This window comes from Citrobacter sp. VF227, assembly GCF_052950715.1.
This window is the reverse complement of the sequence record NZ_JBRFVF010000008.1, coordinates 1-24478: the sequence shown is the minus strand read 5'-3', so window position 1 is coordinate 24478 and position 24478 is coordinate 1. Positions and strand designations below refer to the sequence as shown.

Genomic DNA, 24478 nt, shown 5'->3' with positions numbered 1-24478 from the left:
CTGGTTATACCGCGGATGCACCACCGACGATCTCGGTGAGTTCCTGAGTAATGCTGGCCTGACGAGCTTTGTTGTATACCAACTGCAGCTCTTTAATCAGGCTGCCGCCATTGTCGGTCGCGGCTTTCATCGCCACCATACGTGCGGCCTGCTCGCTGGCCAGGTTTTCTACCACGCCCTGATAAACCTGAGACTCGACATAACGACGCAGCAGGGTATCCAGCAGCGCTTTCGGGTCCGGCTCATACAGGTAATCCCAGGATTTACGCTTCAACTCATCATCATCTGATGCCGGCAGAGGCAGCAGTTGCGTGATGGTTGGCGTCTGAGACATGGTGTTAATAAATTTGTTGCTGACAACGTACAGTCTGTCCAGGCGACCTTCATCGTAGGCCTGCAGCATCACTTTAACCGGACCGATCAGTTCCGACAGGGAAGGGTTATCTCCCATACCGGTTACCTGAGCAATCACATTACCGCCAACGGAATTAAAGAAAGACACGCCCTTAGAGCCGATCATTGCGATATCGCACTGAACGCCTTTATCGGACCATGTTTTCATATCCGCCAGCAGCTTTTTGAACAGGTTAATGTTCAAGCCACCGCACAGACCACGGTCGGTCGACACCACCAGGTAGCCCACGCGTTTAACGTCGCGTTCTTCCAGGTAAGGGTGCTTATATTCCAGATTACCATTCGCAAGGTGACCAATCACTTTGCGCATGGTCTCTGCATAAGGACGGCTGGCCGCCATGCGATCCTGCGATTTACGCATTTTGGAAGCGGCGACCATCTCCATCGCTTTAGTGATCTTCTGCGTGTTCTGGACGCTTGCGATCTTACTACGTATCTCTTTTGCGCCGGCCATGAGCTTCTCCTCAATGCCTTGCGGTCCGCCCTAAAGCAGACCGCCAGACGTTACCAGGACTGGGTTGCCTTGAAGGAATCGAGGATAGCTTTCAGCTTGCCTTCGATTTCATCGTTATAGCCACCGGACTGGTTGATCTCTTGCATCAGCGGAGCGTGGTCACGGTCAACATAAGCCAGCAGAGCGGCTTCGAAGCTACCGATTTTCGCCAGTTCCACATCTTCGAGGTAACCGCGTTCAGCCGCGAACAGCACCACACCCTGCTGTGCAACAGACATTGGGGCATACTGTTTCTGCTTCAGCAGTTCAGTTACTTTCTGACCGTGGCTCAGCTGCTTACGCGTAGCTTCATCCAGGTCGGAAGCGAACTGAGAAAACGCTGCCAGTTCACGATACTGCGCCAGTGCGGTACGAATACCACCGGACAGTTTCTTGATGATCTTGGTCTGCGCTGCGCCACCTACACGAGATACGGAAATACCCGGGTTAACTGCCGGACGAATACCGGAGTTAAACAGGTTAGTTTCCAGGAAGATCTGACCATCGGTAATGGAAATTACGTTGGTCGGAACGAACGCAGAAACGTCACCCGCCTGGGTTTCGATAATCGGCAGAGCGGTCAGGGAGCCGGTTTTACCCTTAACTTCACCATTGGTGAACTTCTCAACGTATTCCGCGTTAACGCGGGATGCGCGTTCCAGCAGACGGGAGTGGAGGTAAAATACGTCGCCCGGGAATGCTTCACGTCCTGGCGGACGACGGAGCAGCAGGGAAACCTGACGGTAAGCCACAGCCTGTTTAGACAGGTCATCGTAAACGATCAGCGCATCTTCGCCGCGGTCACGGAAGTATTCGCCCATTGCGCAACCGGCATATGGTGCCAGGTATTGCAGTGCAGCGGATTCAGACGCGGTAGCCACAACAACGATGGTGTTGGACAGTGCGCCGTGTTCTTCCAGTTTACGCACCACGTTAGAAATGGTGGACGCTTTCTGGCCGATAGCCACGTACACACATTTAATGCCGGAGTCACGTTGGTTGATGATGGCATCGATTGCCATTGCGGTTTTACCCGTCTGACGGTCACCGATGATCAGCTCACGCTGGCCACGACCGATTGGGATCATGGCATCAACAGATTTATAACCGGTCTGTACTGGCTGGTCGACGGACTGACGTTCGATTACGCCAGGTGCGATAACTTCGATTGGCGAGAAGCCATCGTTATCAACCGGACCTTTACCGTCAATCGGGGAACCCAGAGTATTCACCACACGACCCAGCAGACCACGGCCAACCGGAACTTCCAGAATACGACCCGTACACTTAACCTTCATGCCTTCGGCGAGGTCAGCGTATGGACCCATCACAACTGCACCTACGGAGTCGCGCTCCAGGTTCAGTGCGATAGCGTAACGGTTACCCGGCAGGGAAATCATCTCACCCTGCATACAATCGGCCAGGCCGTGAATGCGGATAACACCGTCACTTACAGAAACAATAGTACCTTCGTTGTGAGCTTCGCTCACAACATTGAACTGAGCAATGCGCTGCTTGATCAGTTCGCTGATTTCGGTGGAATTCAGTTGCATGCTCCAGTCCCCTTAAGACTGCAAGACGTCTGCAAGGCGCTCAAGACGGCCGCGTACGCTGCCATCAATGACCATATCACCCGCTCGGATGATTACGCCTGCCATTACAGACTTATCGATTTTGCAATTCAGCTTAACTTTGCGTGACAGACGTTTTTCCATCGCTGCACTAATCTTCGTAAGCTGTTCATCACTCAGTGCATTGGCAGAAGTGACTTCTACCTCAGAGATAGCCTCACTGGCTGCACGCAGGTGAATAAACTGCTCAAGAACATCCGGGAGCGCATTCAGACGGTTATTTTCAGCCATTACCTTAATCAGGTTTTGGCCGCTTTCGTCCAACTGCTCACCGCACACGGCGATAAACGACTCAGCGAGCGTTTCCGGCGCCAGCGCGCCAGAAAGAAGCTCTGCCATTTGTTCGTTTTTTGTCACCTCAGCGGCAAACGTCAGCATATCCTGCCAACGGTCAACGCTTTGGTGCTCAACGGCAAAGTCAAAAGCTGCTTTGGCGTAGGGGCGAGCTACCGTAATAAATTCAGACATCAGCCCCTCCCTCCTTACAGTTCAGCGACAAGTTTGTCCACGATGTCGCTATTAGCAGCTTCATCCACGGAACGTTCGATGATCTTCTCGGCGCCAGCAACAGCCAGGATAGCAACTTGCTTACGCAGCTCTTCGCGAGCACGTTTACGCTCGGCGTCAATTTCCGCCTGCGCCTGTGCCACGATTTTAGTACGTTCCTGCTCTGCTTCAGTTTTAGCTTCGTCCAGGATCTGAGCGCGGCGTTTGTTCGCCTGCTCGATGATTACCTGAGCTTCCGCCTTCGCTTTTTTCAGCTGGTCGGTCGCGCTGGCCTTTGCAAGGTCAAGATCCTTATGTGCTCGTTCTGCAGAAGCAAGGCCGTCAGCAATTTCTTTTTGACGTTTTTCGATGGCAGCCATTAACGGCGGCCATACGTACTTCATGCAGAACAGAACGAACAGGACAAACGCGATGGCCTGGCCGAGGATTGTTGCGTTAAGATTCACAGCACAATGCCTCTATCTAGTTAACGTTCTGATATTGCTCTTAATTCAAGCAACGCTTACTACGCGACAGCAAACATCACGTACAGACCCAGACCTACAGCGATCATTGGGATTGCATCCACCAGACCCATAACGATAAAGAACTGAGTACGCAGCAGAGGAATCAGATCCGGTTGACGCGCTGCGCCTTCCAGGAATTTACCCCCGAGGATGCCGATACCGATCGCAGCACCGATTGCCGCCAGACCCATCATCACAGCGGCAGCAATGTACAGCAGATCCATATTCAGGTTTTCCATGACAGTCTCCAGTTTGTTTCAGTTAAAACGTAGTAGTGTTGGTAAATTAATGCTCTTCAGATGCCATCGACAGATAGACAATCGTCAGAACCATAAATATGAAGGCTTGCAGCGTGATAATCAGTATGTGGAAAATGGCCCACGGCACATTCAGGATCCACTGTGACCACCACGGCAACAGACCAGCAATCAGAATGAAAATCAGCTCACCAGCGTACATGTTACCGAACAGTCGCAGACCAAGTGAGATTGGTTTGGACAGCAGGCTTACCCCTTCAAGGATTAAGTTGATAGGGATGAACGCCCAGTGATTGAACGGCTGCAGCGTCAACTCTTTCGCGAAGCCACCGATGCCTTTCATTTTGATGCTGTAGAACAGAATGAGGATAAATACGCCCAGCGCCATCGACAGGGTGATGTTCACGTCAGCAGACGGAACCACACGCAGAGCCGGCAGGCCAAAGATATGCTCACCGATGTACGGCAGCAGGTCGATAGGCAGTAAATCCATAAAGTTCATCAGGAATACCCAGACGAAAATCGTCAGGGCCAGCGGAGCAATCAGCTTGCTTTTGCCATGGTACATGTCTTTCACGCTACCATTCACAAAGCCGATTACCAGCTCAATCGCGGTCTGAAATTTACCTGGTACGCCGCTGGTCGCCTTTTTGGCCACGCTACGGAACATAAGCAGGAACAACAGACCCAGAACCACCGAGAAGAAAATGGAGTCAATATTGAGCGTCCAGAAGGTGGCTGGGGGGTTGTGCGGATCCACCAGCGAGAATGTACGTAGGTCCAACTGAAGGTTATTCAGATGGTGTCCTATGTAATCCTGCGGCGTCATATTTTCTGAAGCCATGATGCCTTTACCCTTTGTTGTTAATTACAGCCGGCGCCAGTATCTGAACCACCAGCACCAAAACCCACGTAACGATCAGCGGCATGAATACCGCTTTCAAAACAGCCAACGCCACCACCAGCAAAACCAGCATCGCTAACACCTTGAAGGCTTCGCCAAAAGCGAACGTCCAGGCTACTCGACCTTTAGCTGGTGTATGCGCCTGGTGACGCCAGGCAAATATCATAAACAACACATTAGGCAGTAACACTGCCAATCCACCGCACAACGCGGAGATGCCCCAGAAAGGGTCTTTGAGGCTAAACAGCAGTCCACTTGCTGTTACCGCCAGAAACTGTGTGAGCAAAAGCTTACGAGCAACGTTTCGACTCAAGAGCGACATAGACATCACGTTTTTACTCCTGCTACCTTCGAGGTATGCCGCGTGTCGTATAAAACGTTCTTTATGGCTTAGAGTCAAGCATCAAAAAGCGGTCAAATTATACGGTGCGGCTTCTCGATTTCAAACAATAAGTAGCTAAAAAGTGAATAAATGTTTAAATATTTTTCGCTACCCCACATTTATCACTTTTATGCAAACTGTGAACGATCATGCAAAACTGCAAAAGCCGCGTAAATACTGGCTGCAAAGCGTGCACCAGATCACATATTAAGCATATTCGCCCCGACACTATTTATTTACTTGGCAAATGATGCCATTTCAACTTTTTGATATTTAAGCCTAAAATTCGTTACTGTTTTAAAAATAGCGAATAACAACAAAAAAACCACCCATTGACATTTATAATAAAAAATTAACACGAACGGTGATTCTTTGAATCTATTTTTAGCAGGCTGATATTTTCATAGCTGACTTGTTTCGCTTTTAACAAAAAACGCTACGTTATAGTTATGATGCAAAACCGTAAGACACTAGTGAAATGTAACGACATTTAACCACACTATTCCCTATGACTTTTAACACCTGAAGAGCCGTTTTTTTTCTATTTTTTTTGATAAAAATTAAATTTTGTTTGGTTTAATAACCACCAGATGACGTTCACCATCCAGTTGCGGAACGCGTAATTTTTCGACCGACTCGACGCTGAATTCTGCAGGCAACGAGGCTATTTCATCTTCAGGTAACTGCCCTTTTAGCGCATAAAAACGCCCATCCTGACCTGGTAAATGATGGCACCAGCTCACCATATCATTAAGTGACGCAAAAGCACGGCTAATCACCCCATCAAACGGCGGTTCTGAAGGGAATTCTTCAACGCGACTTTGCACAGGAGTGATGTTAGTAAGCGCAAGCTCATGCTGCACCTGACGCAAGAAACGAACGCGTTTTCCCAGACTATCCAGCAGTGTGAAATGCGCTTCAGGACGCACGATGGAGAGAGGGATCCCCGGTAGGCCCGGCCCAGTACCGACATCGATAAAACGCTCGCCCTTCAGGTACGGCGCGACGACAATGCTGTCCAGAATATGGCGCACCAGCATTTCGTTGGGATCCCGCACCGACGTCAGGTTGTACGCTTTGTTCCATTTATGCAGCATATCGACATACGCAATCAGCTGATTTTTCTGGTGATCGGTAAGAGAAATACCGGCATCAGCCAGCAGACGAGAGAGTTTGTTGAGCACGGTCGTTACCTGTAAATAATCTATTGCCCGACGCGCTGTCGCTTATCGGGCCGACAAATTTGTAGGGCGGGCAAACGAAGCGCTCCCGCCAAAAAGTGATATCAAGCGCTGCGACGCAGCATACCTTGTTTTTTCAGCCATACCAGCAGAATGGAGATGGCGGCAGGTGTTACGCCGGAAATACGCGATGCCTGGCCGATCGATACCGGTTTGTGATCGTTCAGTTTGGCAATGACTTCATTCGACAAGCCTGAGACCTGACGATAATCCAGCGTTGCAGGCAACAGGGTGTTCTCATTACGCTGTTGTCTTTCGATCTCTTCCTGCTGACGGGCGATATATCCTTCGTATTTCACCTGAATTTCAACTTGTTCCGCGGCCTGAGCATCGTTAAGCGCAGGTGCGAACGCAGATAAAGAGGTCAACTGGGCATAGGTCATATCCGGGCGACGCAGCAAATCTTCACCGCTGGCTTCACGTGACAAAGGCGTAGCCAGGTGAGCATTCACTTCTGCCGCAGACTCCGCTAACGGGTTAACCCAAGTTGATTTGAGACGCTGGCGTTCTTGTTCGATGCGCTCCAGTTTCTCGTTGAAGCGAGCCCAGCGCTCATCGTCCACCAGTCCCAGCTCACGGCCAATTTCGGTCAGACGCAGATCGGCGTTATCTTCGCGTAGCATCAAACGGTATTCAGCGCGTGAGGTGAACATACGGTACGGTTCTTTCGTACCCAGCGTACACAGATCGTCCACCAGTACACCCAGATAAGCCTGATCGCGACGCGGTGCCCAGCCGTCTTTGTCAGCAGACAAGCGTGCGGCGTTCAGACCTGCCAGCATCCCTTGCGCGGCAGCTTCTTCATAACCAGTCGTACCGTTGATCTGACCAGCAAAGAACAGACCCTGGATGAATTTGCTTTCCAGAGTAGGTTTAAGGTCGCGCGGATCGAAGAAATCGTACTCAATCGCGTAGCCGGGACGAACGATTCTGGCATTTTCCATTCCCTGCATAGAACGGACAATTTGCATCTGCACATCGAACGGCAGGCTGGTGGAGATGCCATTCGGGTATATTTCATTAGACGTCAGTCCTTCCGGCTCAAGGAAGATCTGATGCTGGTTACGATCGGCAAAGCGCATCACTTTGTCTTCGATCGACGGGCAATAACGTGGGCCGATACCTTCGATCACGCCTGCGTACATCGGGCTACGATCGAGGTTATTGCGGATCACGTCATGGGTTTTTTCATTGGTATGCGTGATGTAGCACGGCATCTGGCGCGGATGCTGAGAGGCATCGCCCAAAAACGAGAAGACCGGCATCGGGTTATCGCTGTTCTGCTGACCGAGTACGCTGAAATCAATCGTGCGCGCATCGATACGCGGCGGCGTACCGGTCTTCAGGCGGCTGACGCGCAGCGGCAGTTCACGCAGACGGCGTGACAGTGGAATAGACGGCGGATCGCCGGCACGGCCACCGCTGTAGTTATCCAGACCAATATGAATTTTGCCGTCAAGGAAAGTCCCCACGGTTAACACGACCGCTTTGGCACGGAACTTCAGACCCATTTGGGTCACTGCGCCCACAACACGATCGTTTTCAACAATCAGATCTTCAACCGCCTGTTGGAAGATCATCAGGTTGGGTTGATTCTCCAGTGCGGTACGTACAGCCTGGCGATAGAGCACACGATCGGCCTGAGCGCGAGTAGCTCGAACGGCAGGCCCTTTGCTGGCGTTTAGTATCCTAAACTGAATGCCTGCATGGTCGATCGCTTTTGCCATCAACCCACCAAGCGCATCCACTTCTTTTACCAGGTGTCCCTTCCCAATACCGCCGATCGCCGGGTTGCAGCTCATTTGCCCCAGAGTGTCGATATTGTGTGTCAAAAGCAGGGTCTGTTGGCCCATTCGCGCCGCGGCCATCGCGGCCTCAGTGCCTGCATGACCCCCGCCAATGATGATGACGTCAAAAGGATCCTGATAAAACATGGTAATTGCCTCGCATAACGCGGTGTGAAAATGGATTGAAGCCCGGGCCGTGGATTCTACTCAACTTTAGTCGATGGAGAAAGACCTGGGATCCTGGGTATTAAAAAGAAGATCTTTTTATTTAGAGATCTGTTTTATTGTGATCTCTTATTAGGATCGCGACTTTCTGTGGATAAGGGCGATCCTTTGAATAAGATCAACAGGTTGTTGAGGATCATTAGCTGTGAATGATCGGTGATCCTGGTCCGTATAAGCTGGGATCAGAATGAAGGGTTATACACAACTCAAAAACTGAACAACGGTTGTTCTTGGGATAACTACCGGTTGATCCAAGCTTTTAACCAGAGTTATCCACATAAAAAAGTACGATCTTTACAAATCTCTGAGCAATGGATGCCAGGATCCCAGCCAAATTTCAGCCGGATCTTCCGGAATTTCATGTTCCAGTACGTTGATCCTGAGCGTTTCGCCTACCTGTTTTGCCCCACAGGCTTTCAGTTCGGCTTCCAGCTTGTCGATTGCGCCGCAAAAAGTGTCATATTCACGACTGCCGATCCCGATTGCGCCAAAGTACACTTGTGACAAGTCCAGTTTCTGCTCGCGTAAGGCATCATATAAAGGCTGCAGGTTGTCAGGAATGTCTCCTGCTCCGTGTGTGGAGCTAATCATCAGCCAGATCCCGTCAGTCGGGACCTCTTCAGGCATTGGTCCATGCAGTATTTCGCTGGAAAAACCAGCGTCGTCCAGCTTTTCAGCCAGATGCTCTGCTACATATTCCGCACTGCCAAGCGTGCTGCCGCTGATAAGAGTGATGTCTGCCATTGATCGCCCACCTTTATAAAGAGGGCGTATTGTACGCTGTGAGCGAGCTGGGATCTACCTGTGGAAAAATGGGGGATTAAAAAAAACGATCATGGCTTGATGGTGCGCATGATCGGGTTCTGCAGGACGATCAGGGTTTCAGTGGACTGAATTTCATCAATTGTTTGGATCTTGTTGATAAGTACCTGCTGCAACGCATCGATCGATTTGCACATTACCTTAATAAAGATGCTGTAGTGCCCGGTGGTGTAATATGCTTCGGTCACTTCATCGAGGCTTTCCAGTCTGGCCAGCGCCGACGGATAGTCTTTCGCACTTTTCAGGATGATGCCGATAAAGCAGCCAACGTCATAGCCCAACTGTTTGGGACTGACATCAATTCGCGCGCCGGTAATGATCCCAGCCTGCTTCATCTTTTCTACACGAACGTGAATTGTCCCCGGGCTGACGCCGAACTGTTTGGCTAATTCAGCGTACGCGGTGCGTGCATTTTCCATCAGGGCGTCAAGAATGCCGCGGTCCAGATTGTCGATCTGATAATTTTCCATAGGTTTTTCTTATATAGATTAATGATTCATTCTATTTTAGCCGCTATTTTTAACGAATCAAAATCGAAGTCGGCTTTTTGTTTGTTGATTATTGAATATTACCTCCATTCTGTTGCTTAATCATAGGCAACAGGACACAGGAGTACACATAATGAAAACCGCTTACATTGCCAAACAACGTCAAATTAGCTTCGTAAAATCTCATTTTTCTCGTCAGCTGGAAGAGCGTTTAGGCCTGATTGAAGTTCAGGCACCGATCCTCAGCCGCGTAGGAGATGGCACGCAGGATAACTTGTCGGGCTGTGAAAAAGCGGTGCAGGTGAAGGTTAAAGCATTGCCGGACGCTCAATTCGAAGTGGTTCATTCCCTGGCGAAGTGGAAGCGTCAAACGTTAGGACAACATGACTTTAGCGCAGGCGAAGGGCTGTACACGCACATGAAAGCCCTGCGTCCCGATGAAGATCGCCTCTCCCCGCTGCACTCAGTGTATGTTGACCAGTGGGACTGGGAGCGCGTGATGGGCGACGGCGAGCGTCAATTTTCTACTCTGAAAAGCACGGTAGAGGCTATCTGGGCAGGAATTAAGGCTACCGAAGCTGCGGTTAGCAAAGAGTTTGGTCTGGCACCGTTCCTGCCAGAGCAGATCCACTTTGTTCATAGTCAGGAGCTGTTATCTCGTTATCCGGATCTTGATGCAAAAGGTCGTGAACGTGCGATCGCTAAAGAGTTGGGCGCGGTATTCCTGGTGGGGATCGGCGGCAAACTCAGTGATGGTCATCGCCATGATGTGCGTGCGCCAGATTATGATGACTGGAGTTCAGCGTCTGATCTGGGCCATGCCGGTTTGAACGGAGATATTCTGGTCTGGAACCCGGTACTGGAAGATGCGTTTGAGCTGTCTTCTATGGGGATTCGTGTGGATGCTGACGCTCTGAAACACCAGCTGTCTTTGACCGGTGATGAAGATCGCCTGAGTCTGGAATGGCACCAGGCGCTGCTGCGCGGTGAAATGCCGCAGACGATTGGTGGAGGGATTGGGCAGTCGCGTTTGACCATGCTGTTGCTGCAATTACCGCACATTGGTCAGGTTCAGTGTGGCGTATGGCCGGCTCAGGTACGTGAAAGCGTCGCTTCTCTGCTGTAAGAATTAACGCCGCCAGCGTCTGAGCAGGCGACTTCGCATCCCGGTATCAAAGCGCCAGATATGATCGAAAATGCGCATGATGCCGGGTTTGCCGTGTGCTGACATCGCCACTGCATGAAAACGATGCTGGTGAACTCGCTGCAATTCACCCACTTTATTGACGACCTCATCGGGTAATCGCTGAGCGATAAAATCTGAGATCACCACCGCATCGGCATCAAACCATTCCCGACCCTGCATGCGCTCAATAATGGCGCGAAAACAGCTGGCGATATCTGTACCGCCGCGAAAGCGCTGACTTAAAAAACGGATCGCCTGTTCGATACCCTCCGGACCGGACAGCTCATAGCGCACCACTTCTGTTGAAAACAGCATAATGAAACAGCGCCGGTTATCGGCAAGAGCGACGCGCATTAGCGCCAGGCAAAAGGCTTTCGCACATTGCTCATTAAATCCGCCCATCGATCCCGAGGTATCGACGCAGACGATAAAAGGCCCGCGCGGCTGCTCGTCAAAATCCTGATGCACCACAGGCCGTTCCGTGACTTTTTCACGCCACGCTTCGCCGTGCAGGCGATAGGTCAGCAGTTGTTTTTCCACCAGCCGACGGTAGAACTCGTATTCCAGTTCGGTAATGCCCAGCGTCGCCAGTTCAGGCGGCAGCAGGCGCAGGATATCGTCGCTTTGCTGGATGCCATCCACTTGCTCCGGTACGGTTGCCGGTTCGCGCACCAGCGTACGGAAGGTTTCCATTGGCGCATCTTTACGCGGCACGGATTTCGCTTCTCTGGAACGACCTAATTGCTCAGCCAGACGCTGGAGTTCAGGTTGTTGCGTCAGAAATTCGCCGTATTTCACCATCAGCTGATAATCACCGCGCTTGATTTGACCAGCGCTCATATCCCACAACCGACCCGCGGCGTTGTCATTTTCTGCCAGGACGGGTTCCAGTTGCCCGCTGAGAGTCATCCGCTCCTGTACTTCGCTGAGCAAATGTTCACGCTCTTCTTCCAGCAATTGTTGATTCAGCGTGGTGGTTTGCACTACCAGACTCAGGCGCCAGCGCTGGAGAAAAAGCGTATGCAGGGCGGGCGTAAACGTGTTGTTGTCATCGACTAACTGCTGCGCTTGTCCGGCCCACGGTGAATGGAGGCGGTGCAATAACGACAATATTTGCGGTAGCTGGACGATAAACTGTGCATGAGAGAGGAGCTGACTTTGTTGATAACAAATGACCTCTTCCGCCAACTCCGGCGGCACATGGGTATCTTTGAGCCGACTACGCAAAGATTCACGCCAGCGCGGTATATCTTCAGCGATCGCTTTTTTGAGGCGCGGGAATTTTTTAAAAAAAACCACCATCTTCGGAGAAGCCAGCAGGGCGACGATCATCTCTTCGATCATCGCCTCTTCGCTGAGTGCCAGCATGATGTTGAGCGTATCAAGGGTTAGCATTGTTGCGCCTGGCGGATTTGCATCCCGACATCCTGTAGACTGGCTTCTATGCGGCCTAACCAGTCATTATGAATAAACATGCACTTTTGTTGTTCGCTAAATGCGCTGTGCTGCTGGTGCCACTCGTTATCAAGCGCTTCAAGCTCTTGTTTTATCTCTGCAGGCATACTTTCTTGTGATGAACCTGGCAGCGCCAGACGAGATCCTTGCAAACTGACGTCGCGTACGACCAGGTGTTGTGCGCTATCCACTTCCATGTTCAGCGTCTGAGCAAAACCGATCCCGTTTAATTTTCCGCGGATCTCACCGCCTTTGGTTAGCCACAGTTCCAGTGCGCTACGATCAAAAGCAATATGGATGACTTCCATATCATGCAGCTTCAGGGGCTTTTGCAGCAGTAATGTCAGGATTGAGGATGTGGCTTCTGGCGGTAAATCATAATGAGGACGACGGCTGAACATGCCGCCCTGACGGATCACCGTGAACGCAGTTTTATCGCTTTGCTGCTGCTGGAGTTGAATGCGACGTTGCACAATGCTGCCCAAACGCGTCAGCATAGACTGCTGTTGCCAGGCGTGCCCGGTCATCAATATTTCCAGCTGCTGCTGCATCAGATTCAGGCTTTGTGCGTCGTACCACAGGCAATCTTTCAACAGGATGAGGTCAATAGGGACGACCGCATCACGTCCGCTAAAGAAGGCGCTGGCCTGGAGCAAGCGAATGGCTTTTTTCCAGCGACGATCGGACACGTACGGGGCATTCGGTAGCGTGTCCAACTGCTGACGTAGGGTGAAAATAAGCTCAAACACGCGATCGGGAAGCTTGATGGCGCCAATGTCTTTTTGCCACTGGTAATACTCTTCATCCGTCACCTGTAATGACGCCGGGACCGGGTTGTCGCTTTCATCTTGCTGACTTAGCAGCATTGAGCGGAAGTTGGCTTTGTCCTGAACTTTATCCAGCCACAGGCGTATCAGCATACGGTCATACAGCGCTTCCAGGCTGCTGTCTGCTTCTGGCAGTTCGTTGGAGGCTGCCACCAGCAGGCGCATCGGGATTTTCTCTTCATGCGCGCCGTTGCGGAAGTGGCGTTCGTTAATGGCGGTCAGCAGGGTGTTAAGAATCGCCGGGCCCGCCTTCCAGATTTCATCAAGAAAGACGATTTCAGCTTCAGGAAGATAGCCTGCCGTTAAGCGTTCATAGCGACCTTCGTCTTTAAGCGCCTGAATGGACAGTGGGCCGAAGACCTCTTCTGGCGTAGAGAAGCGCGTCATCAGGTATTCGAAAGCGCGCGCATTTTGAAAAGCAAACTTCAGTCGGCGGGCAATTAAGCTTTTCGCTATCCCGGGAGGGCCTAATAAGAAAACGCTCTCGCCGCTGAGTGCAGCCAGCAGACACAGACGAATGGCGTGGCTACGTTCATAAAGTCCCTTTTCCAGCGCATTGCTCAGACGGGAAATTCTTTCCGCTAATAAATGTGGGTGAGCCATAATGAAGTGGCGTCCTTTCGCCAAATGTACTGCGTGAACTGCGAGTATAGATGCTCCACACCTGTACATTAATAGACTGAAGGTGCGCTAAGTTTTCTTTGAGCCAGATTAATCTGGTCACATTTAGGGGTACGATTTTATGATTAATCGTGCATACTGTGCGCCTTTTTGTGGGCCAAGGGACGACGCACACATTTCTTATATATACACCAAATCAATCAATCTACACCAAGGTGGCAATGGAGTTTTCTCCTGGGATGGGGAAATTACGAATGCAGCCCAGACGGAGTGGCGTGAAAGATGAGGTGTATAAACGAAAGACGAGTCTATGAGCACTGATAATAAACAATCATTGTCTGCGATTACCCTTGCGGCCATTGGGGTTGTCTACGGTGATATTGGTACCAGCCCACTTTATACGCTTCGTGAATGTTTATCCGGCCAGTTTGGTTTTGGCGTTGAACGTGATGCAGTATTTGGCTTTCTCTCGCTGATTTTCTGGCTGTTGATCTTTGTTGTCTCTATTAAATACCTGACGTTTGTCATGCGCGCTGATAACGCCGGAGAAGGTGGGATCCTGACGCTGATGTCATTAGCCGGGCGCAATACCTCGGCGCGAACCACCTCCATGCTGGTGATTATGGGGTTGATTGGCGGCAGCTTCTTTTATGGAGAAGTGGTGATAACGCCTGCCATTTCGGTGATGTCGGCGATTGAAGGCCTGGAGATCATTGCCCCGCAACTGGATACCTGGATTGTTCCGCTCTCGATAATCGTACTGACCCTGCTGTTTTTGATTCAAAAACACGGTACCGGCATGGTCGGTAAGCTGTTTGCGCCGATTATGTTGCTGTGGTTCCTGACACTGGCGGTATTAGGCGTGCGAAGTATTATTGGCAATCCGGAAGTACTGCAGGCGCTAAATCCGTATTGGGCGGTGCATTTCTTTCTCGAATTCAAAACATTGTCCTTTATTGCGCTGGGGGCCGTGGTGTTGTCGATTACCGGTGTTGAAGCGCTGTATGCGGATATGGGCCACTTCGGTAAGTTGCCGATTCGTCTGGCCTGGTTCTCTGTGGTGTTGCCTTCGCTGGTACTGAACTATTTTGGTCAGGGGGCGTTACTGTTAAAGCATCCTGAGGCGATCAAAAACCCGTTCTTCCTGTTGGCGCCGGAGTGGGCGTTGATCCCGCTACTGATTCTCGCCGCGCTGGCGACGGTAATCGCTTCGCAGGCGGTTATCTCCGGCGTCTTCTCGCTGACGCGTCAGGCCGTACGCCTGGGATATTTATCGCCAATGCGTATTATCCATACTTCGGAAATGGAGTCGGGCCAGATCTACATTCCTTTCGTTAACTGGATGCTCTATTTTGCGGTGGTTATCGTGATTGTGAGCTTTGAACACTCCAGTAATCTGGCCGCGGCGTACGGGATTGCGGTAACGGGGACGATGGTACTGACGTCTATTCTGTCTACCACCGTGGCGCGTAAAAACTGGCACTGGAATAAATACTTTGTCTTCCTGATCCTGGTAGCGTTCTTATGCGTCGATGTTCCGCTGTTCTCCGCGAACCTCGATAAACTGATTTCCGGCGGTTGGCTGCCTCTGACGCTGGGTCTGGTGATGTTCACCATTATGACCACCTGGAAAAGCGAGCGTTTCCGTCTGCTGCGTCGCATGCATGAGCACGGCAACTCTCTGGAGGCGATGATTGCCTCGCTGGAGAAATCCCCACCGGTACGTGTGCCGGGAACGGCGGTATATATGTCCCGTGCGTTGAACGTCATCCCGTTTGCGCTTCTGCATAACCTAAAGCATAACAAGGTGTTGCACGAACGCGTGATTCTGCTGACGCTGCGTACTGAAGATGCACCCTATGTACACAACGTGCGTAGGGTGCAGATTGAGCAGTTATCGCCAACCTTCTGGCGCGTAGTGGCCAGCTACGGTTGGCGTGAAACGCCGAACGTCGAGGAAGTGTTCCATCGCTGTGGTCTGGAAGGCTTAAGTTGTCGGATGATGGAAACCTCCTTCTTCATGTCGCACGAGTCGTTGATTGTTGGTAAGCGACCATGGTATTTGCGCCTGCGCGGCAAGTTGTATCTGCTGTTGCAGCGCAATGCGCTGCGTGCGCCAGACCAGTTTGAAATCCCACCAAACCGGGTTATCGAGCTCGGTACGCAGGTCGAGATTTAATCTCATGGACGCCCTCTTTCATCGCGAAAGGGGGCGTTTTGTTTTGTTCCTCCCAGTTTTTATTTCATCGAATGATAATCCTTGCGAAACGTTTCGATGGTGATCACATTTTCGTAACGTCGCGGTGGTTTTCTGTCCACTCTTCGAACTACACTTATTTTCAGCGAAACGTTTCGCTAGTGGGGAAAGAAAATGAAGAAAGGCACGGTACTCAACTCTGAAATTTCATCAGTGATCTCTCGTCTGGGACATACCGATACGCTGGTGGTGTGTGATGCAGGTTTACCCATCCCTAACAACACAACGCGTATTGATATGGCATTAACTCAGGGCGTACCTTCTTTTATGCAGGTATTGGATGTGGTTACTCGTGAAATGCAGGTTGAGGCGGCCATTCTCGCGTCGGAAATTAAACAACATAATCCGCAACTCCACGAAACGTTGCTCAGTCACATTGAGCAACTGCAACAACACCAGGGAAACACCATCGAAATTCGTTACACAACGCACGAACAGTTCAAACAACAAACCGCAGACAGTCAGGCGGTGATTCGCAGCGGGGAGTGCTCCCCGTATGCGAATATCATTCTCTGTGCTGGCGTCACGTTCTGAGGCCATCATGAACGCATTACTGCAACTCAAAGGGATCGATAAAGCGTTCCCGGGCGTAAAAGCGCTATCCGGCGCCGCGCTGAATGTCTATCCAGGCCGCGTAATGGCGCTGGTGGGCGAAAACGGCGCGGGCAAATCCACCATGATGAAGGTGCTGACCGGAATCTATACCCGTGATGCCGGTTCCTTATTGTGGCTGGGGAAAGAGACCACTTTTAACGGCCCAAAATCTTCCCAGGAAGCCGGAATCGGTATTATCCACCAGGAGCTGAACCTGATCCCGCAACTCACTATCGCCGAGAATATTTTTCTCGGTCGCGAGTTTGTGAATCGCTTTGGCAAAATAGACTGGAAGAAGATGTACGCCGAAGCCGATCTGCTGCTCGCCAAACTGAATCTGCGCTTTAAAAGCGACAGACTGGTCGGTGAGCTGTCGATTGGCGATCAGCAGATGGTCGAAATTGCTAAAGTGCTAAGCTTTGAATCGAAGGTCATCATTATGGATGAACCGACGGATGCCCTCACCGATACTGAAACCGAATCCCTGTTCCGCGTCATTCGCGAACTGAAATCCCAGGGACGCGGCATTGTCTATATTTCTCACCGCATGAAAGAGATCTTCGAGATTTGCGACGACGTAACCGTCTTTCGCGACGGGCAGTTTATTGCCGAGCGTGAAGTCGCATCGCTTACCGAAGACTCGCTGATTGAAATGATGGTGGGACGTAAGTTGGAAGATCAGTACCCGCGTCTGGAAAAAGCGCCGGGTGATATTCGCCTGAAGGTCGATAATCTGTGCGGTCCTGGCGTAAATGATGTGTCATTCACGCTGCGTAAAGGTGAGATCCTTGGCGTATCGGGGCTGATGGGGGCTGGGCGTACCGAGCTGATGAAGGTGTTGTACGGCGCATTGCCGCGTACCAGCGGCTACGTCACGCTTGATGGCCATGAAGTTGTCACCCGTTCGCCGCAGGATGGACTGGCTAACGGCATCGTCTATATTTCTGAAGACCGTAAACGCGATGGTTTAGTGCTCGGCATGTCGGTGAAAGAGAACATGTCACTGACCGCACTGCGTTATTTTAGTCGCGCAGGTGGAAGCCTTAAACATAAAGACGAGCAGCAGGCTGTAGGGGATTTTATTCGCCTGTTCAATGTTAAAACGCCATCGATGGAACAGGCTATCGGCCTGCTGTCCGGCGGTAACCAGCAGAAAGTAGCGATTGCACGCGGTCTGATGACCCGTCCAAAAGTTCTGATCCTCGATGAGCCGACGCGCGGCGTCGACGTTGGGGCGAAAAAAGAAATCTATCAGCTTATCAACCAGTTTAAGGCTGATGGGTTGAGTATCATTCTGGTCTCTTCTGAGATGCCAGAAGTATTGGGCATGAGCGATCGAATTATCGTTATGCATGAAGGGCATCTCGGCGGTGAATTCACTCGCGAGCAGGCCACTCAGGAAGTATTAATGGCTGCCGCTGTGGGCAAGCTTAATCGCGTGAATCAGGAGTAAAAAAGATGACTACCCAGGCTGTTTCTGGTCGCCGTTATTTCACTAAAGCATGGCTTCTGGAGCAAAAGTCGCTCATCGCTCTGTTAGTGCTGATCGCGATTGTTTCCACCATGAGCCCTAACTTTTTTACCGTTAATAACCTGTTCAACATTCTCCAGCAAACGTCGGTGAATGCCATTATGGCCGTCGGGATGACGTTGGTTATCCTGACGTCGGGTATCGATCTGTCCGTCGGTTCCTTGCTGGCGCTGACCGGTGCGGTTGCGGCTTCGATTGTAGGGATTGAAGTCAATGCGCTGGTGGCTGTTGCTGCGGCTCTGGCGCTTGGCGCTGCCATTGGCGCGGTAACCGGGGTGATTGTCGCGAAAGGCCGCGTGCAGGCCTTTATTGCGACTCTGGTGATGATGCTGCTGCTGCGCGGTGTGACCATGGTTTACACCAACGGCAGCCCGGTAAACACCGGGTTTACTGATAATGCCGATCTGTTTGGTTGGTTCGGGATTGGGCGTCCATTAGGCGTTCCTACGCCAGTGTGGATCATGGGGATTGTCTTCCTCGCAGCGTGGTACATGTTGCACCACACGCGTCTGGGTCGTTATATCTATGCACTGGGTGGTAACGAAGCGGCAACGCGTCTGTCCGGAATCAGCGTCAGTAAAATCAAAATTATCGTTTACTCACTGTGCGGTCTGCTGGCATCGCTGGCGGGTATCATTGAAGTCGCGCGCCTCTCCTCTGCGCAACCGACGGCAGGTACAGGCTATGAGCTGGATGCTATCGCTGCGGTGGTATTAGGCGGTACCAGCCTCGCGGGTGGTAAAGGACGAATTGTTGGGACGCTGATCGGCGCATTGATTCTTGGTTTCCTCAATAATGGTTTGAATTTGTTAGGTGTATCCTCCTATTACCAGATGATCGTCAAAGCGGTGGTGATTTTGCTGGCGGTACTGGTAGACAACAAAAAGCAGTAACAACGATTACAGGACATCTTAAATATGAACATGAAAAAACTGGCTACCCTGGTTTCTGCTGTTGCGCTGAGCGCCACCGTGAGCGCGAATGCGATGGCGAAAGATACCATTGCGCTGGTGGTCTCCACCCTCAACAACCCGTTCTTTGTCTCTCTGAAGGATGGGGCGCAAAAAGAGGCAGATAAGCTGGGCTACAACCTGGTGATTCTGGACTCGCAAAACAACCCGGCGAAAGAGCTGGCTAACGTTCAGGATTTAACGGTTCGCGGGACCAAAATTCTGCTGATCAACCCGACTGACTCCGATGCAGTGGGTAACGCCGTGAAGATGGCTAACCAGGCGAAAATTCCGGTTATCACCCTTGACCGCGTAGCGTCTAAAGGCGAAGTGGTAAGCCATATTGCATCTGATAACGTGCTGGGCGGCAAAATTGCGGGTGATTACATCGCGAAGAAAGCAGGTGAAGGCGCGAAAGTTATCGAACTACAGGGTATTGCCGGTACTTCTGCGGCGCGTGAGCGTGGCGAAGGTTTCCAGCAGGCCGTTGCGGCGCACAAGTTTAACGTCCTGGCCAGCCAGCCGGCAGACTTCGACCGTACTAAAGGTCTGAACGTCATGCAGAACCTGCTGACCGCGCATCCAGACGTGCAGGCCGTATTTGCTCAGAACGATGAAATGGCGCTGGGTGCGTTGCGCGCGCTGCAAACGGCGGGTAAATCTGATGTGATGGTGGTTGGATTTGACGGCACTCCAGATGGCGAAAAAGCAGTAAATGATGGCAAACTGGCTGCGACCATTGCTCAGCTGCCGGATCAAATCGGCGCGAAAGGCGTTGAGACTGCGGATAAAGTCCTGAAAGGCGAGAAGGTTCAGGCTAAATATCCGGTTGACCTGAAGCTGGTCATCAAGCAGTAATACCGATTCAGGTCGCTCGCGACCTGATGGAGACATAAATACGCCATCCATGGATCTTGTTCTGAGGATGAAAGCGTAAAAAGAAAAGCAGGGCACGCGCCACCCTAACCCGGTGGCGCACTTTGACTTGGAACACCAAATATGAAAACCGCAGGCAACCTCGTTGTTCTTGGCAGTATCAATGCCGATCACATCCTCAACCTTAACTCTTTCCCAACACCGGGTGAAACCGTAACCGGTAGCCATTATCAGGTGGCATTTGGCGGTAAAGGCGCGAATCAGGCTGTTGCTGCGGGTCGGAGTGGCGCGAATATCGCATTTATTGCCTGTACGGGCGATGATGATATTGGCGAAAGTGTTCGTAAACAGTTAGCCAAAGATAATATCGATATTGCTCCGATTAGCGTAATTTCGGGGGAATCGACCGGTGTGGCGTTGATTTTTGTGAATGGTGAAGGCGAGAATGTCATTGGCATTCATGCTGGTGCGAACGCAGCACTTTCGCCCGCACTGGTGGAAGCACAGCATGAGCGTATTGCACAGGCGTCCGCTTTGCTGATGCAGTTAGAGTCGCCGATCGAAAGCGTACTGGCTGCGGCAAAGATTGCCCATCAGAATAAGACTCTGGTCGCCCTTAACCCAGCTCCGGCACGTGAACTTTCTGACGAGCTGCTGGCGCTGGTGGATATTATTACCCCGAATGAAACCGAGGCTGAAAAGCTGACGGGGATCCGGGTTGAAAATGATAAAGATGCGGCCAAAGCGGCGCAGGCATTGCACGCGAAGGGGATCCATACTGTATTGATTACCTTAGGGAGTCGCGGTGTGTGGGCCAGCGTAAACGGTGAAGGTCAGCGAGTACCGGGTTTTAAAGTTGATGCTGTGGATACCATCGCCGCCGGGGATACCTTTAACGGCGCGTTAATTACAGCGTTACTGGAAGAGACTCCGCTGCCTGAAGCGATCCGTTTTGCGCATGCGGCTGCGGCGATTGCGGTCACCCGTAAAGGCGCTCAGCCTTCCGTTCCATGGCGCGAAGAAATAGAAGCGTTTTTAAGTCAGCAGAGGTAACGCTTGGCTACAATGAAGGACGTCGCCCGCCTGGCGGGAGTTTCCACATCGACGGTTTCTCACGTCATTAATAAAGATCGCTTTGTCAGTGAGCCTGTTACTGACAAAGTTGAAGCGGCGATTAAAGAACTTAACTACGCGCCCTCTGCACTGGCGCGTAGTCTCAAGTTAAACCAGACCCGCACTATTGGCATGTTAATTACTGCCAGTACCAATCCCTTCTATTCCGAACTCGTACGCGGCGTTGAACGTAGCTGTTTTGAACGCGGTTATAGCCTGGTGCTGTGTAATACCGAAGGTGATGAACAGCGCATGAACCGTAATCTGGAAACGTTGATGCAAAAACGGGTGGACGGCTTGCTGTTGCTCTGCACGGAAACACATCAACCTTCCAGGGAGATAATGCAACGCTATCCTTCTATACCGACCGTCATGATGGACTGGTCGCCTTTTGATGGTGAAAGCGATCTGATTCAGGATAATTCCTTGTTGGGCGGAGATTTAGCCACTCAACATCTGATTGAAAAAGGGTTTACGCGCATTGCCTGCATCACCGGGCCGCTGGATAAAACCCCGGCGCGTTTACGTCTGGAAGGATATCGTGAAGCAATGAAGCGGGCGGGTTTGCTTGTTCCTGAAGGTTACGAGATTACCGGTGACTTTGAGTTCGGCGGCGGCTTTGAGGCTATGCAGACGTTGCTGTCGCATAAACTGCGACCGCAGGCCGTTTTTACCGGCAATGATGCCATGGCGGTCGGCGCGTATCAGGCTCTGTACCAGTCAGGATTACGCATTCCGCAGGATATGGCGGTGGTGGGATATGATGATATTGAGCTGGCGCGCTATATGACGCCGCCGCTGACGACTATCCATCAACCAAAAGATGAATTGGGCGAACTGGCCATCGATGTATTAATTCATCGAATGGCGCAGCCCGCATTGCAGCAACAGCGCTTGCAGCTTACTCCTGTTTTGATGGAGCGGGGGTCGGTTTAGGCTTATGTCGCTCTTTAATCAGGTTACGTCCATCTTTGGCTTTTAGCAGCATGAACATCAGCGCGGACACTACCGTGATAGCGCCCATCGTCATAAAGGTGTAGTGGAACTGCTCGACCGTATTCGTTCCTTCCATACCTTCATAGATACGCAGAACGGCGGCGCTGATGGCGACCCCTAAACTGATTGATAACTGCTGCGTAACGGCCAGCACGCTGTTGCCGCTGCTGGCGTTTTCATCGGTCAGATCCGCCAGAGTGATGGTATTCATTGAGGTAAACTGAGTGGACATCGCCATACCTAAAATGAACAACGGCAGAATTAGCATCCAGACCGGCATGGCGGGAGATTGCAATGCGAACTGCGCAATCATCAGACCAATAAATACTGTAACACCCACCAATGTTGTCCTGTAACCGAGTCGGCGCAGCACCTGAGTCACCATCGATTTCGCCAGTATTGAACCCAGCGCTGTTGGCGCCATCATGCAACCGGCTATCAGCGCCGGATATCCAAAGCCTACCTGCAACATCAGCGGCATTAAGAAAGGTACGCACCCTGTACCCAGACGTGTGGCAAGGTTTCCGGCGATCCCGACGGAAAAGGTTCGGGTCTTAAAAATAGGTAGCGATATCAGCGGCGTTGGATGACGGCGTGCGTGTCGAATGTAGGCGAGTAGTAACAAAACGCTGGCAAGAATAATGCTGAGCGCTATCCAGGTTGCGACCAGCTTCTCACCGAACAGCTCAACTCCACTGGAAAACAGCACCAGGCTCAAACCAAACAGAAAAAAACCGGTCATATCAAAGCCACGGCGTGGTGTGGTGAAGTTCGGCATATATTTGCGTGCATAGAAGATACCGGCAACGCCAATTGGAATATTAATCAGGAAGATCCAGTGCCAACTGGCCCACGTGACCAAAACCCCGCCTAAAACCGGGCCTAAAATCGGCCCCACAAGTCCTGGCATGGTTACGAAGTTAAGTACAGGAAGTAGTTCACTGCGAGGGTAAGCGCGCAATAATGCCAGACGGGCAACCGGCATCATCATGGCACCGCCGATACCCTGAATAACGCGAAAAATCACCAGTTCGCTTAGGGAGCTGGACAGCGCGCAGGCCAACGATCCCAGCGTAAACAGGCTAACTGCTATCATAAAGACGCGCCGGGTGCCGAACCTGTCTGCCAACCAGCCACTCACTGGGATCAGCATTGCCACCGTCAGGGTATAACTGATGATGGCCGATTGCATGGCAAGTGGGGAACGGTTGAGGCTGTGTGCGATTGCGGGTAACGCAGTATTTAGGATAGTGGCGTCTAATGCCTGCATAAAAAAGGCCATGGCAGCTATCCACGGTAGTCCGGCCATACTGCGTGATTTCTTTTCTGACATATTATTTATCCGGTAGCACGTTCGGTGCCATCAGCAATGCCTGACAGGCAGTGAAAGCGCGATCCCCATTGCTATCATCTATCGCATCGACAATGGCCTGGTGCAAATCCAGCTTAACCACATCGTTATATGTAATAGAAGTAAAGTAGGTTTGGTAAACAGAATGGAACAGTGATGCAAAGGAGATAAGGAACGGATTAGCACTCATTTCATAGATGTGTTCATGCCAGGCGATATCAACCTCAATCCAGCGCTCACGTCTGAAGTTTCTTTTCAGCTCAACCATCTCTTCCATCAGCGTGTTGAGATGCGCTTTCTGTTCTGCCGTGCTGATAGTTGCCGCCAGTAAACATGCCTGAGGCTCCAGGCTGATACGCATTACCAGAAAATGTTTAATGACCTGTGGGAAGTTATCTTCCGTCATCCACCAGGTGAGCAGTTCCTGGTCGAGGAAGTTCCAGTTTGCCTGCGGCATGACGCGTGTACCAATACGCGGGCGCGGTAATACCATACCCTTTGCCGTTAACGTTTTTACCGCTTCTCTTACTGCGGTACGACTTACGCCAAACTGATCGCCCAGCTCTATTTCACCAGGCAGTATCGCGCCTGGTGCATATTCACCTTTTAGTATTCGCTGAGCCAGCTTTTCGGCCAAAACGTAGGACAGGTTTTTCTGTGCGGCTAGCTGTTGGGCATTTAACGGCATGAATGTTCTTCCTTACTCTTTTTCTTATTCATTAGTATGCCACCAGGAACTGTGATTGCGGCTGCAAAAACGGCAATTTGCTTATTTTATGGCATGTTAATGGTGATTTTGGTGAAAAAATACGCGTTCAGAAAGTTATTTTAAATTTCCCCTTGTCAACCTGAAATAACTCCCTATAATGCGCCTCCACTGACACGGAACAACGGATTACAAGCCGCCGGGTCAGCGGGGTTCCACTGAGAACTTCGACGAAGAAAGCACAATTAAATGCTTGACTTCGTAGCGGGATGGCGTAATATGCACACCCCGCGCCGCTGAGAAAAAGCGAAGCGGCACTGCTCTTTAACAATTTATCAGACAATCTGTGTGGGCACTC

General features: G+C 51.2%; 23 protein-coding genes. 8 read left to right on the top strand and 15 right to left on the bottom strand.

All coding sequences use genetic code 11. The annotated features are described in order from the left end of the window. Window positions 1–4: 4 nt before the first annotated feature. From atpG to asnC, 11 genes are all read right to left on the bottom strand, one after another. A complete protein-coding gene (gene atpG, locus ACU8YC_RS19965) occupies window positions 5–868 on the bottom strand; it encodes a F0F1 ATP synthase subunit gamma (RefSeq protein ID WP_003023804.1) in 864 nt (287 codons plus the stop codon). Window positions 869–918: 50 nt separating this feature from the next. Then, entirely contained in the window at window positions 919–2460 is a 1542-nt protein-coding gene (atpA, locus tag ACU8YC_RS19960) for a F0F1 ATP synthase subunit alpha (RefSeq protein WP_003023802.1), read from the bottom strand. A gap of 12 nt (window positions 2461–2472) precedes the next feature. Next, on the bottom strand, window positions 2473–3006 hold the full coding sequence (gene atpH, locus ACU8YC_RS19955) for a F0F1 ATP synthase subunit delta (RefSeq protein WP_151217177.1): 534 nt from the start codon (window positions 3004–3006) through the stop codon (window positions 2473–2475). A gap of 14 nt (window positions 3007–3020) precedes the next feature. Next, a complete protein-coding gene (gene atpF / locus ACU8YC_RS19950) occupies window positions 3021–3491 on the bottom strand; it encodes a F0F1 ATP synthase subunit B (RefSeq protein ID WP_003827022.1) in 471 nt (156 codons plus the stop codon). Between the two features lie 59 nt (window positions 3492–3550). Then, the gene (gene atpE, locus ACU8YC_RS19945; RefSeq protein WP_003023794.1) at window positions 3551–3790 is read right to left on the bottom strand and encodes a F0F1 ATP synthase subunit C; all 240 of its coding nucleotides are present in this window, start codon (window positions 3788–3790) and stop codon (window positions 3551–3553) included. A gap of 46 nt (window positions 3791–3836) precedes the next feature. Next, the gene (gene atpB, locus ACU8YC_RS19940) at window positions 3837–4652 is read right to left on the bottom strand and encodes a F0F1 ATP synthase subunit A (protein WP_151217179.1); all 816 of its coding nucleotides are present in this window, start codon (window positions 4650–4652) and stop codon (window positions 3837–3839) included. 7 nt (window positions 4653–4659) lie between these two features. Then, complete coding sequence (atpI, locus tag ACU8YC_RS19935; protein ID WP_151217181.1) at window positions 4660–5040, bottom strand: F0F1 ATP synthase subunit I; 381 nt, start codon at window positions 5038–5040, stop codon at window positions 4660–4662. Between the two features lie 614 nt (window positions 5041–5654). Beyond that, window positions 5655–6278: a 16S rRNA (guanine(527)-N(7))-methyltransferase RsmG gene (gene rsmG / locus ACU8YC_RS19930; protein WP_151217183.1), complete on the bottom strand. Its 624-nt coding sequence runs from the start codon at window positions 6276–6278 to the stop codon at window positions 5655–5657. A 101-nt stretch (window positions 6279–6379) separates the two neighbouring features. Then, the gene (gene mnmG / locus ACU8YC_RS19925; RefSeq protein WP_151217185.1) at window positions 6380–8269 is read right to left on the bottom strand and encodes a tRNA uridine-5-carboxymethylaminomethyl(34) synthesis enzyme MnmG; all 1890 of its coding nucleotides are present in this window, start codon (window positions 8267–8269) and stop codon (window positions 6380–6382) included. Window positions 8270–8641: 372 nt separating this feature from the next. Further along, window positions 8642–9091, bottom strand: a complete 450-nt coding sequence (mioC, locus tag ACU8YC_RS19920; RefSeq protein ID WP_151224050.1) for an FMN-binding protein MioC — start codon at window positions 9089–9091, stop codon at window positions 8642–8644. Window positions 9092–9180: 89 nt separating this feature from the next. Continuing rightward, complete coding sequence (gene asnC, locus ACU8YC_RS19915; protein WP_003023780.1) at window positions 9181–9639, bottom strand: transcriptional regulator AsnC; 459 nt, start codon at window positions 9637–9639, stop codon at window positions 9181–9183. 151 nt (window positions 9640–9790) lie between these two features. Between asnC and asnA the strand changes: the two genes are divergently transcribed. Beyond that, window positions 9791–10783: an aspartate--ammonia ligase gene (gene asnA, locus ACU8YC_RS19910; protein ID WP_151217189.1), complete on the top strand. Its 993-nt coding sequence runs from the start codon at window positions 9791–9793 to the stop codon at window positions 10781–10783. A gap of 3 nt (window positions 10784–10786) precedes the next feature. Here the strand turns inward: asnA and viaA are convergent, their stop codons facing one another. Together viaA and ravA are read right to left on the bottom strand one after the other, a co-directional pair. Further along, window positions 10787–12238, bottom strand: coding sequence for an ATPase RavA stimulator ViaA (gene viaA / locus ACU8YC_RS19905; RefSeq protein WP_423390536.1), 1452 nt, complete (start codon window positions 12236–12238; stop codon window positions 10787–10789). Further along, window positions 12232–13728: an ATPase RavA gene (gene ravA, locus ACU8YC_RS19900; protein WP_423390537.1), complete on the bottom strand. Its 1497-nt coding sequence runs from the start codon at window positions 13726–13728 to the stop codon at window positions 12232–12234. Before ravA ends, viaA begins: the two co-directional genes overlap by 7 nt. 328 nt (window positions 13729–14056) lie before the next feature. Between ravA and kup the strand changes: the two genes are divergently transcribed. The 7 genes from kup (at window position 14057) to rbsR (ending at window position 22003) form a co-directional block, all read left to right on the top strand. Continuing rightward, window positions 14057–15925 (top strand): low affinity potassium transporter Kup, encoded by a 1869-nt coding sequence (kup, locus tag ACU8YC_RS19895; RefSeq protein ID WP_151217194.1) that lies wholly within the window; start codon window positions 14057–14059, stop codon window positions 15923–15925. 192 nt (window positions 15926–16117) lie between these two features. Then, window positions 16118–16537, top strand: coding sequence for a D-ribose pyranase (rbsD, locus tag ACU8YC_RS19890; protein WP_446895675.1), 420 nt, complete (start codon window positions 16118–16120; stop codon window positions 16535–16537). Window positions 16538–16544: 7 nt separating this feature from the next. Then, entirely contained in the window at window positions 16545–18050 is a 1506-nt protein-coding gene (gene rbsA, locus ACU8YC_RS19885; RefSeq protein WP_003023764.1) for a ribose ABC transporter ATP-binding protein RbsA, read from the top strand. A 5-nt stretch (window positions 18051–18055) separates the two neighbouring features. Then, complete coding sequence (gene rbsC / locus ACU8YC_RS19880; protein ID WP_003023762.1) at window positions 18056–19021, top strand: ribose ABC transporter permease; 966 nt, start codon at window positions 18056–18058, stop codon at window positions 19019–19021. Between the two features lie 24 nt (window positions 19022–19045). Next, entirely contained in the window at window positions 19046–19936 is an 891-nt protein-coding gene (rbsB, locus tag ACU8YC_RS19875; RefSeq protein WP_003023760.1) for a ribose ABC transporter substrate-binding protein RbsB, read from the top strand. 141 nt (window positions 19937–20077) lie between these two features. Beyond that, window positions 20078–21007 carry a ribokinase gene (gene rbsK / locus ACU8YC_RS19870; protein WP_151217198.1) on the top strand — a complete coding sequence of 310 codons (930 nt, stop codon included), beginning with the start codon at window positions 20078–20080 and terminating at the stop codon, window positions 21005–21007. A gap of 3 nt (window positions 21008–21010) precedes the next feature. Continuing rightward, window positions 21011–22003, top strand: coding sequence for a ribose operon transcriptional repressor RbsR (gene rbsR, locus ACU8YC_RS19865; protein ID WP_151217200.1), 993 nt, complete (start codon window positions 21011–21013; stop codon window positions 22001–22003). Here the strand turns inward: rbsR and mdtD are convergent. Beyond that, window positions 21969–23396, bottom strand: a complete 1428-nt coding sequence (gene mdtD / locus ACU8YC_RS19860; protein ID WP_151217201.1) for a multidrug transporter subunit MdtD — start codon at window positions 23394–23396, stop codon at window positions 21969–21971. The two genes, rbsR and mdtD, sit on opposite strands and share 35 nt — an antisense overlap. 1 nt (window position 23397) lies before the next feature. After that, window positions 23398–24102: a FadR/GntR family transcriptional regulator gene (locus tag ACU8YC_RS19855; protein ID WP_446895674.1), complete on the bottom strand. Its 705-nt coding sequence runs from the start codon at window positions 24100–24102 to the stop codon at window positions 23398–23400. Window positions 24103–24478: the final 376 nt, after the last annotated feature.

Coding starts and splice junctions, on each gene's coding strand:
- atpG (WP_003023804.1), bottom strand. CDS start 868: ATGGCCGGCGCAAAAGAGATACGTAGTAAGATCGCAAGCGTCCAGAAC.
- atpA (WP_003023802.1), bottom strand. CDS start 2,460: ATGCAACTGAATTCCACCGAAATCAGCGAACTGATCAAGCAGCGCATT.
- atpH (WP_151217177.1), bottom strand. CDS start 3,006: ATGTCTGAATTTATTACGGTAGCTCGCCCCTACGCCAAAGCAGCTTTT.
- atpE (WP_003023794.1), bottom strand. CDS start 3,790: ATGGAAAACCTGAATATGGATCTGCTGTACATTGCTGCCGCTGTGATG.
- atpB (WP_151217179.1), bottom strand. CDS start 4,652: ATGGCTTCAGAAAATATGACGCCGCAGGATTACATAGGACACCATCTG.
- atpI (WP_151217181.1), bottom strand. CDS start 5,040: ATGTCTATGTCGCTCTTGAGTCGAAACGTTGCTCGTAAGCTTTTGCTC.
- mnmG (WP_151217185.1), bottom strand. CDS start 8,269: ATGTTTTATCAGGATCCTTTTGACGTCATCATCATTGGCGGGGGTCAT.
- mioC (WP_151224050.1), bottom strand. CDS start 9,091: ATGGCAGACATCACTCTTATCAGCGGCAGCACGCTTGGCAGTGCGGAA.
- asnC (WP_003023780.1), bottom strand. CDS start 9,639: ATGGAAAATTATCAGATCGACAATCTGGACCGCGGCATTCTTGACGCC.
- asnA (WP_151217189.1), top strand. CDS start 9,791: ATGAAAACCGCTTACATTGCCAAACAACGTCAAATTAGCTTCGTAAAA.
- viaA (WP_423390536.1), bottom strand. CDS start 12,238: ATGCTAACCCTTGATACGCTCAACATCATGCTGGCACTCAGCGAAGAG.
- ravA (WP_423390537.1), bottom strand. CDS start 13,728: ATGGCTCACCCACATTTATTAGCGGAAAGAATTTCCCGTCTGAGCAAT.
- kup (WP_151217194.1), top strand. CDS start 14,057: ATGAGCACTGATAATAAACAATCATTGTCTGCGATTACCCTTGCGGCC.
- rbsD (WP_446895675.1), top strand. CDS start 16,118: ATGAAGAAAGGCACGGTACTCAACTCTGAAATTTCATCAGTGATCTCT.
- rbsA (WP_003023764.1), top strand. CDS start 16,545: ATGAACGCATTACTGCAACTCAAAGGGATCGATAAAGCGTTCCCGGGC.
- rbsC (WP_003023762.1), top strand. CDS start 18,056: ATGACTACCCAGGCTGTTTCTGGTCGCCGTTATTTCACTAAAGCATGG.
- rbsB (WP_003023760.1), top strand. CDS start 19,046: ATGAACATGAAAAAACTGGCTACCCTGGTTTCTGCTGTTGCGCTGAGC.
- rbsK (WP_151217198.1), top strand. CDS start 20,078: ATGAAAACCGCAGGCAACCTCGTTGTTCTTGGCAGTATCAATGCCGAT.
- mdtD (WP_151217201.1), bottom strand. CDS start 23,396: ATGTCAGAAAAGAAATCACGCAGTATGGCCGGACTACCGTGGATAGCT.
- ACU8YC_RS19855 (WP_446895674.1), bottom strand. CDS start 24,102: ATGCCGTTAAATGCCCAACAGCTAGCCGCACAGAAAAACCTGTCCTAC.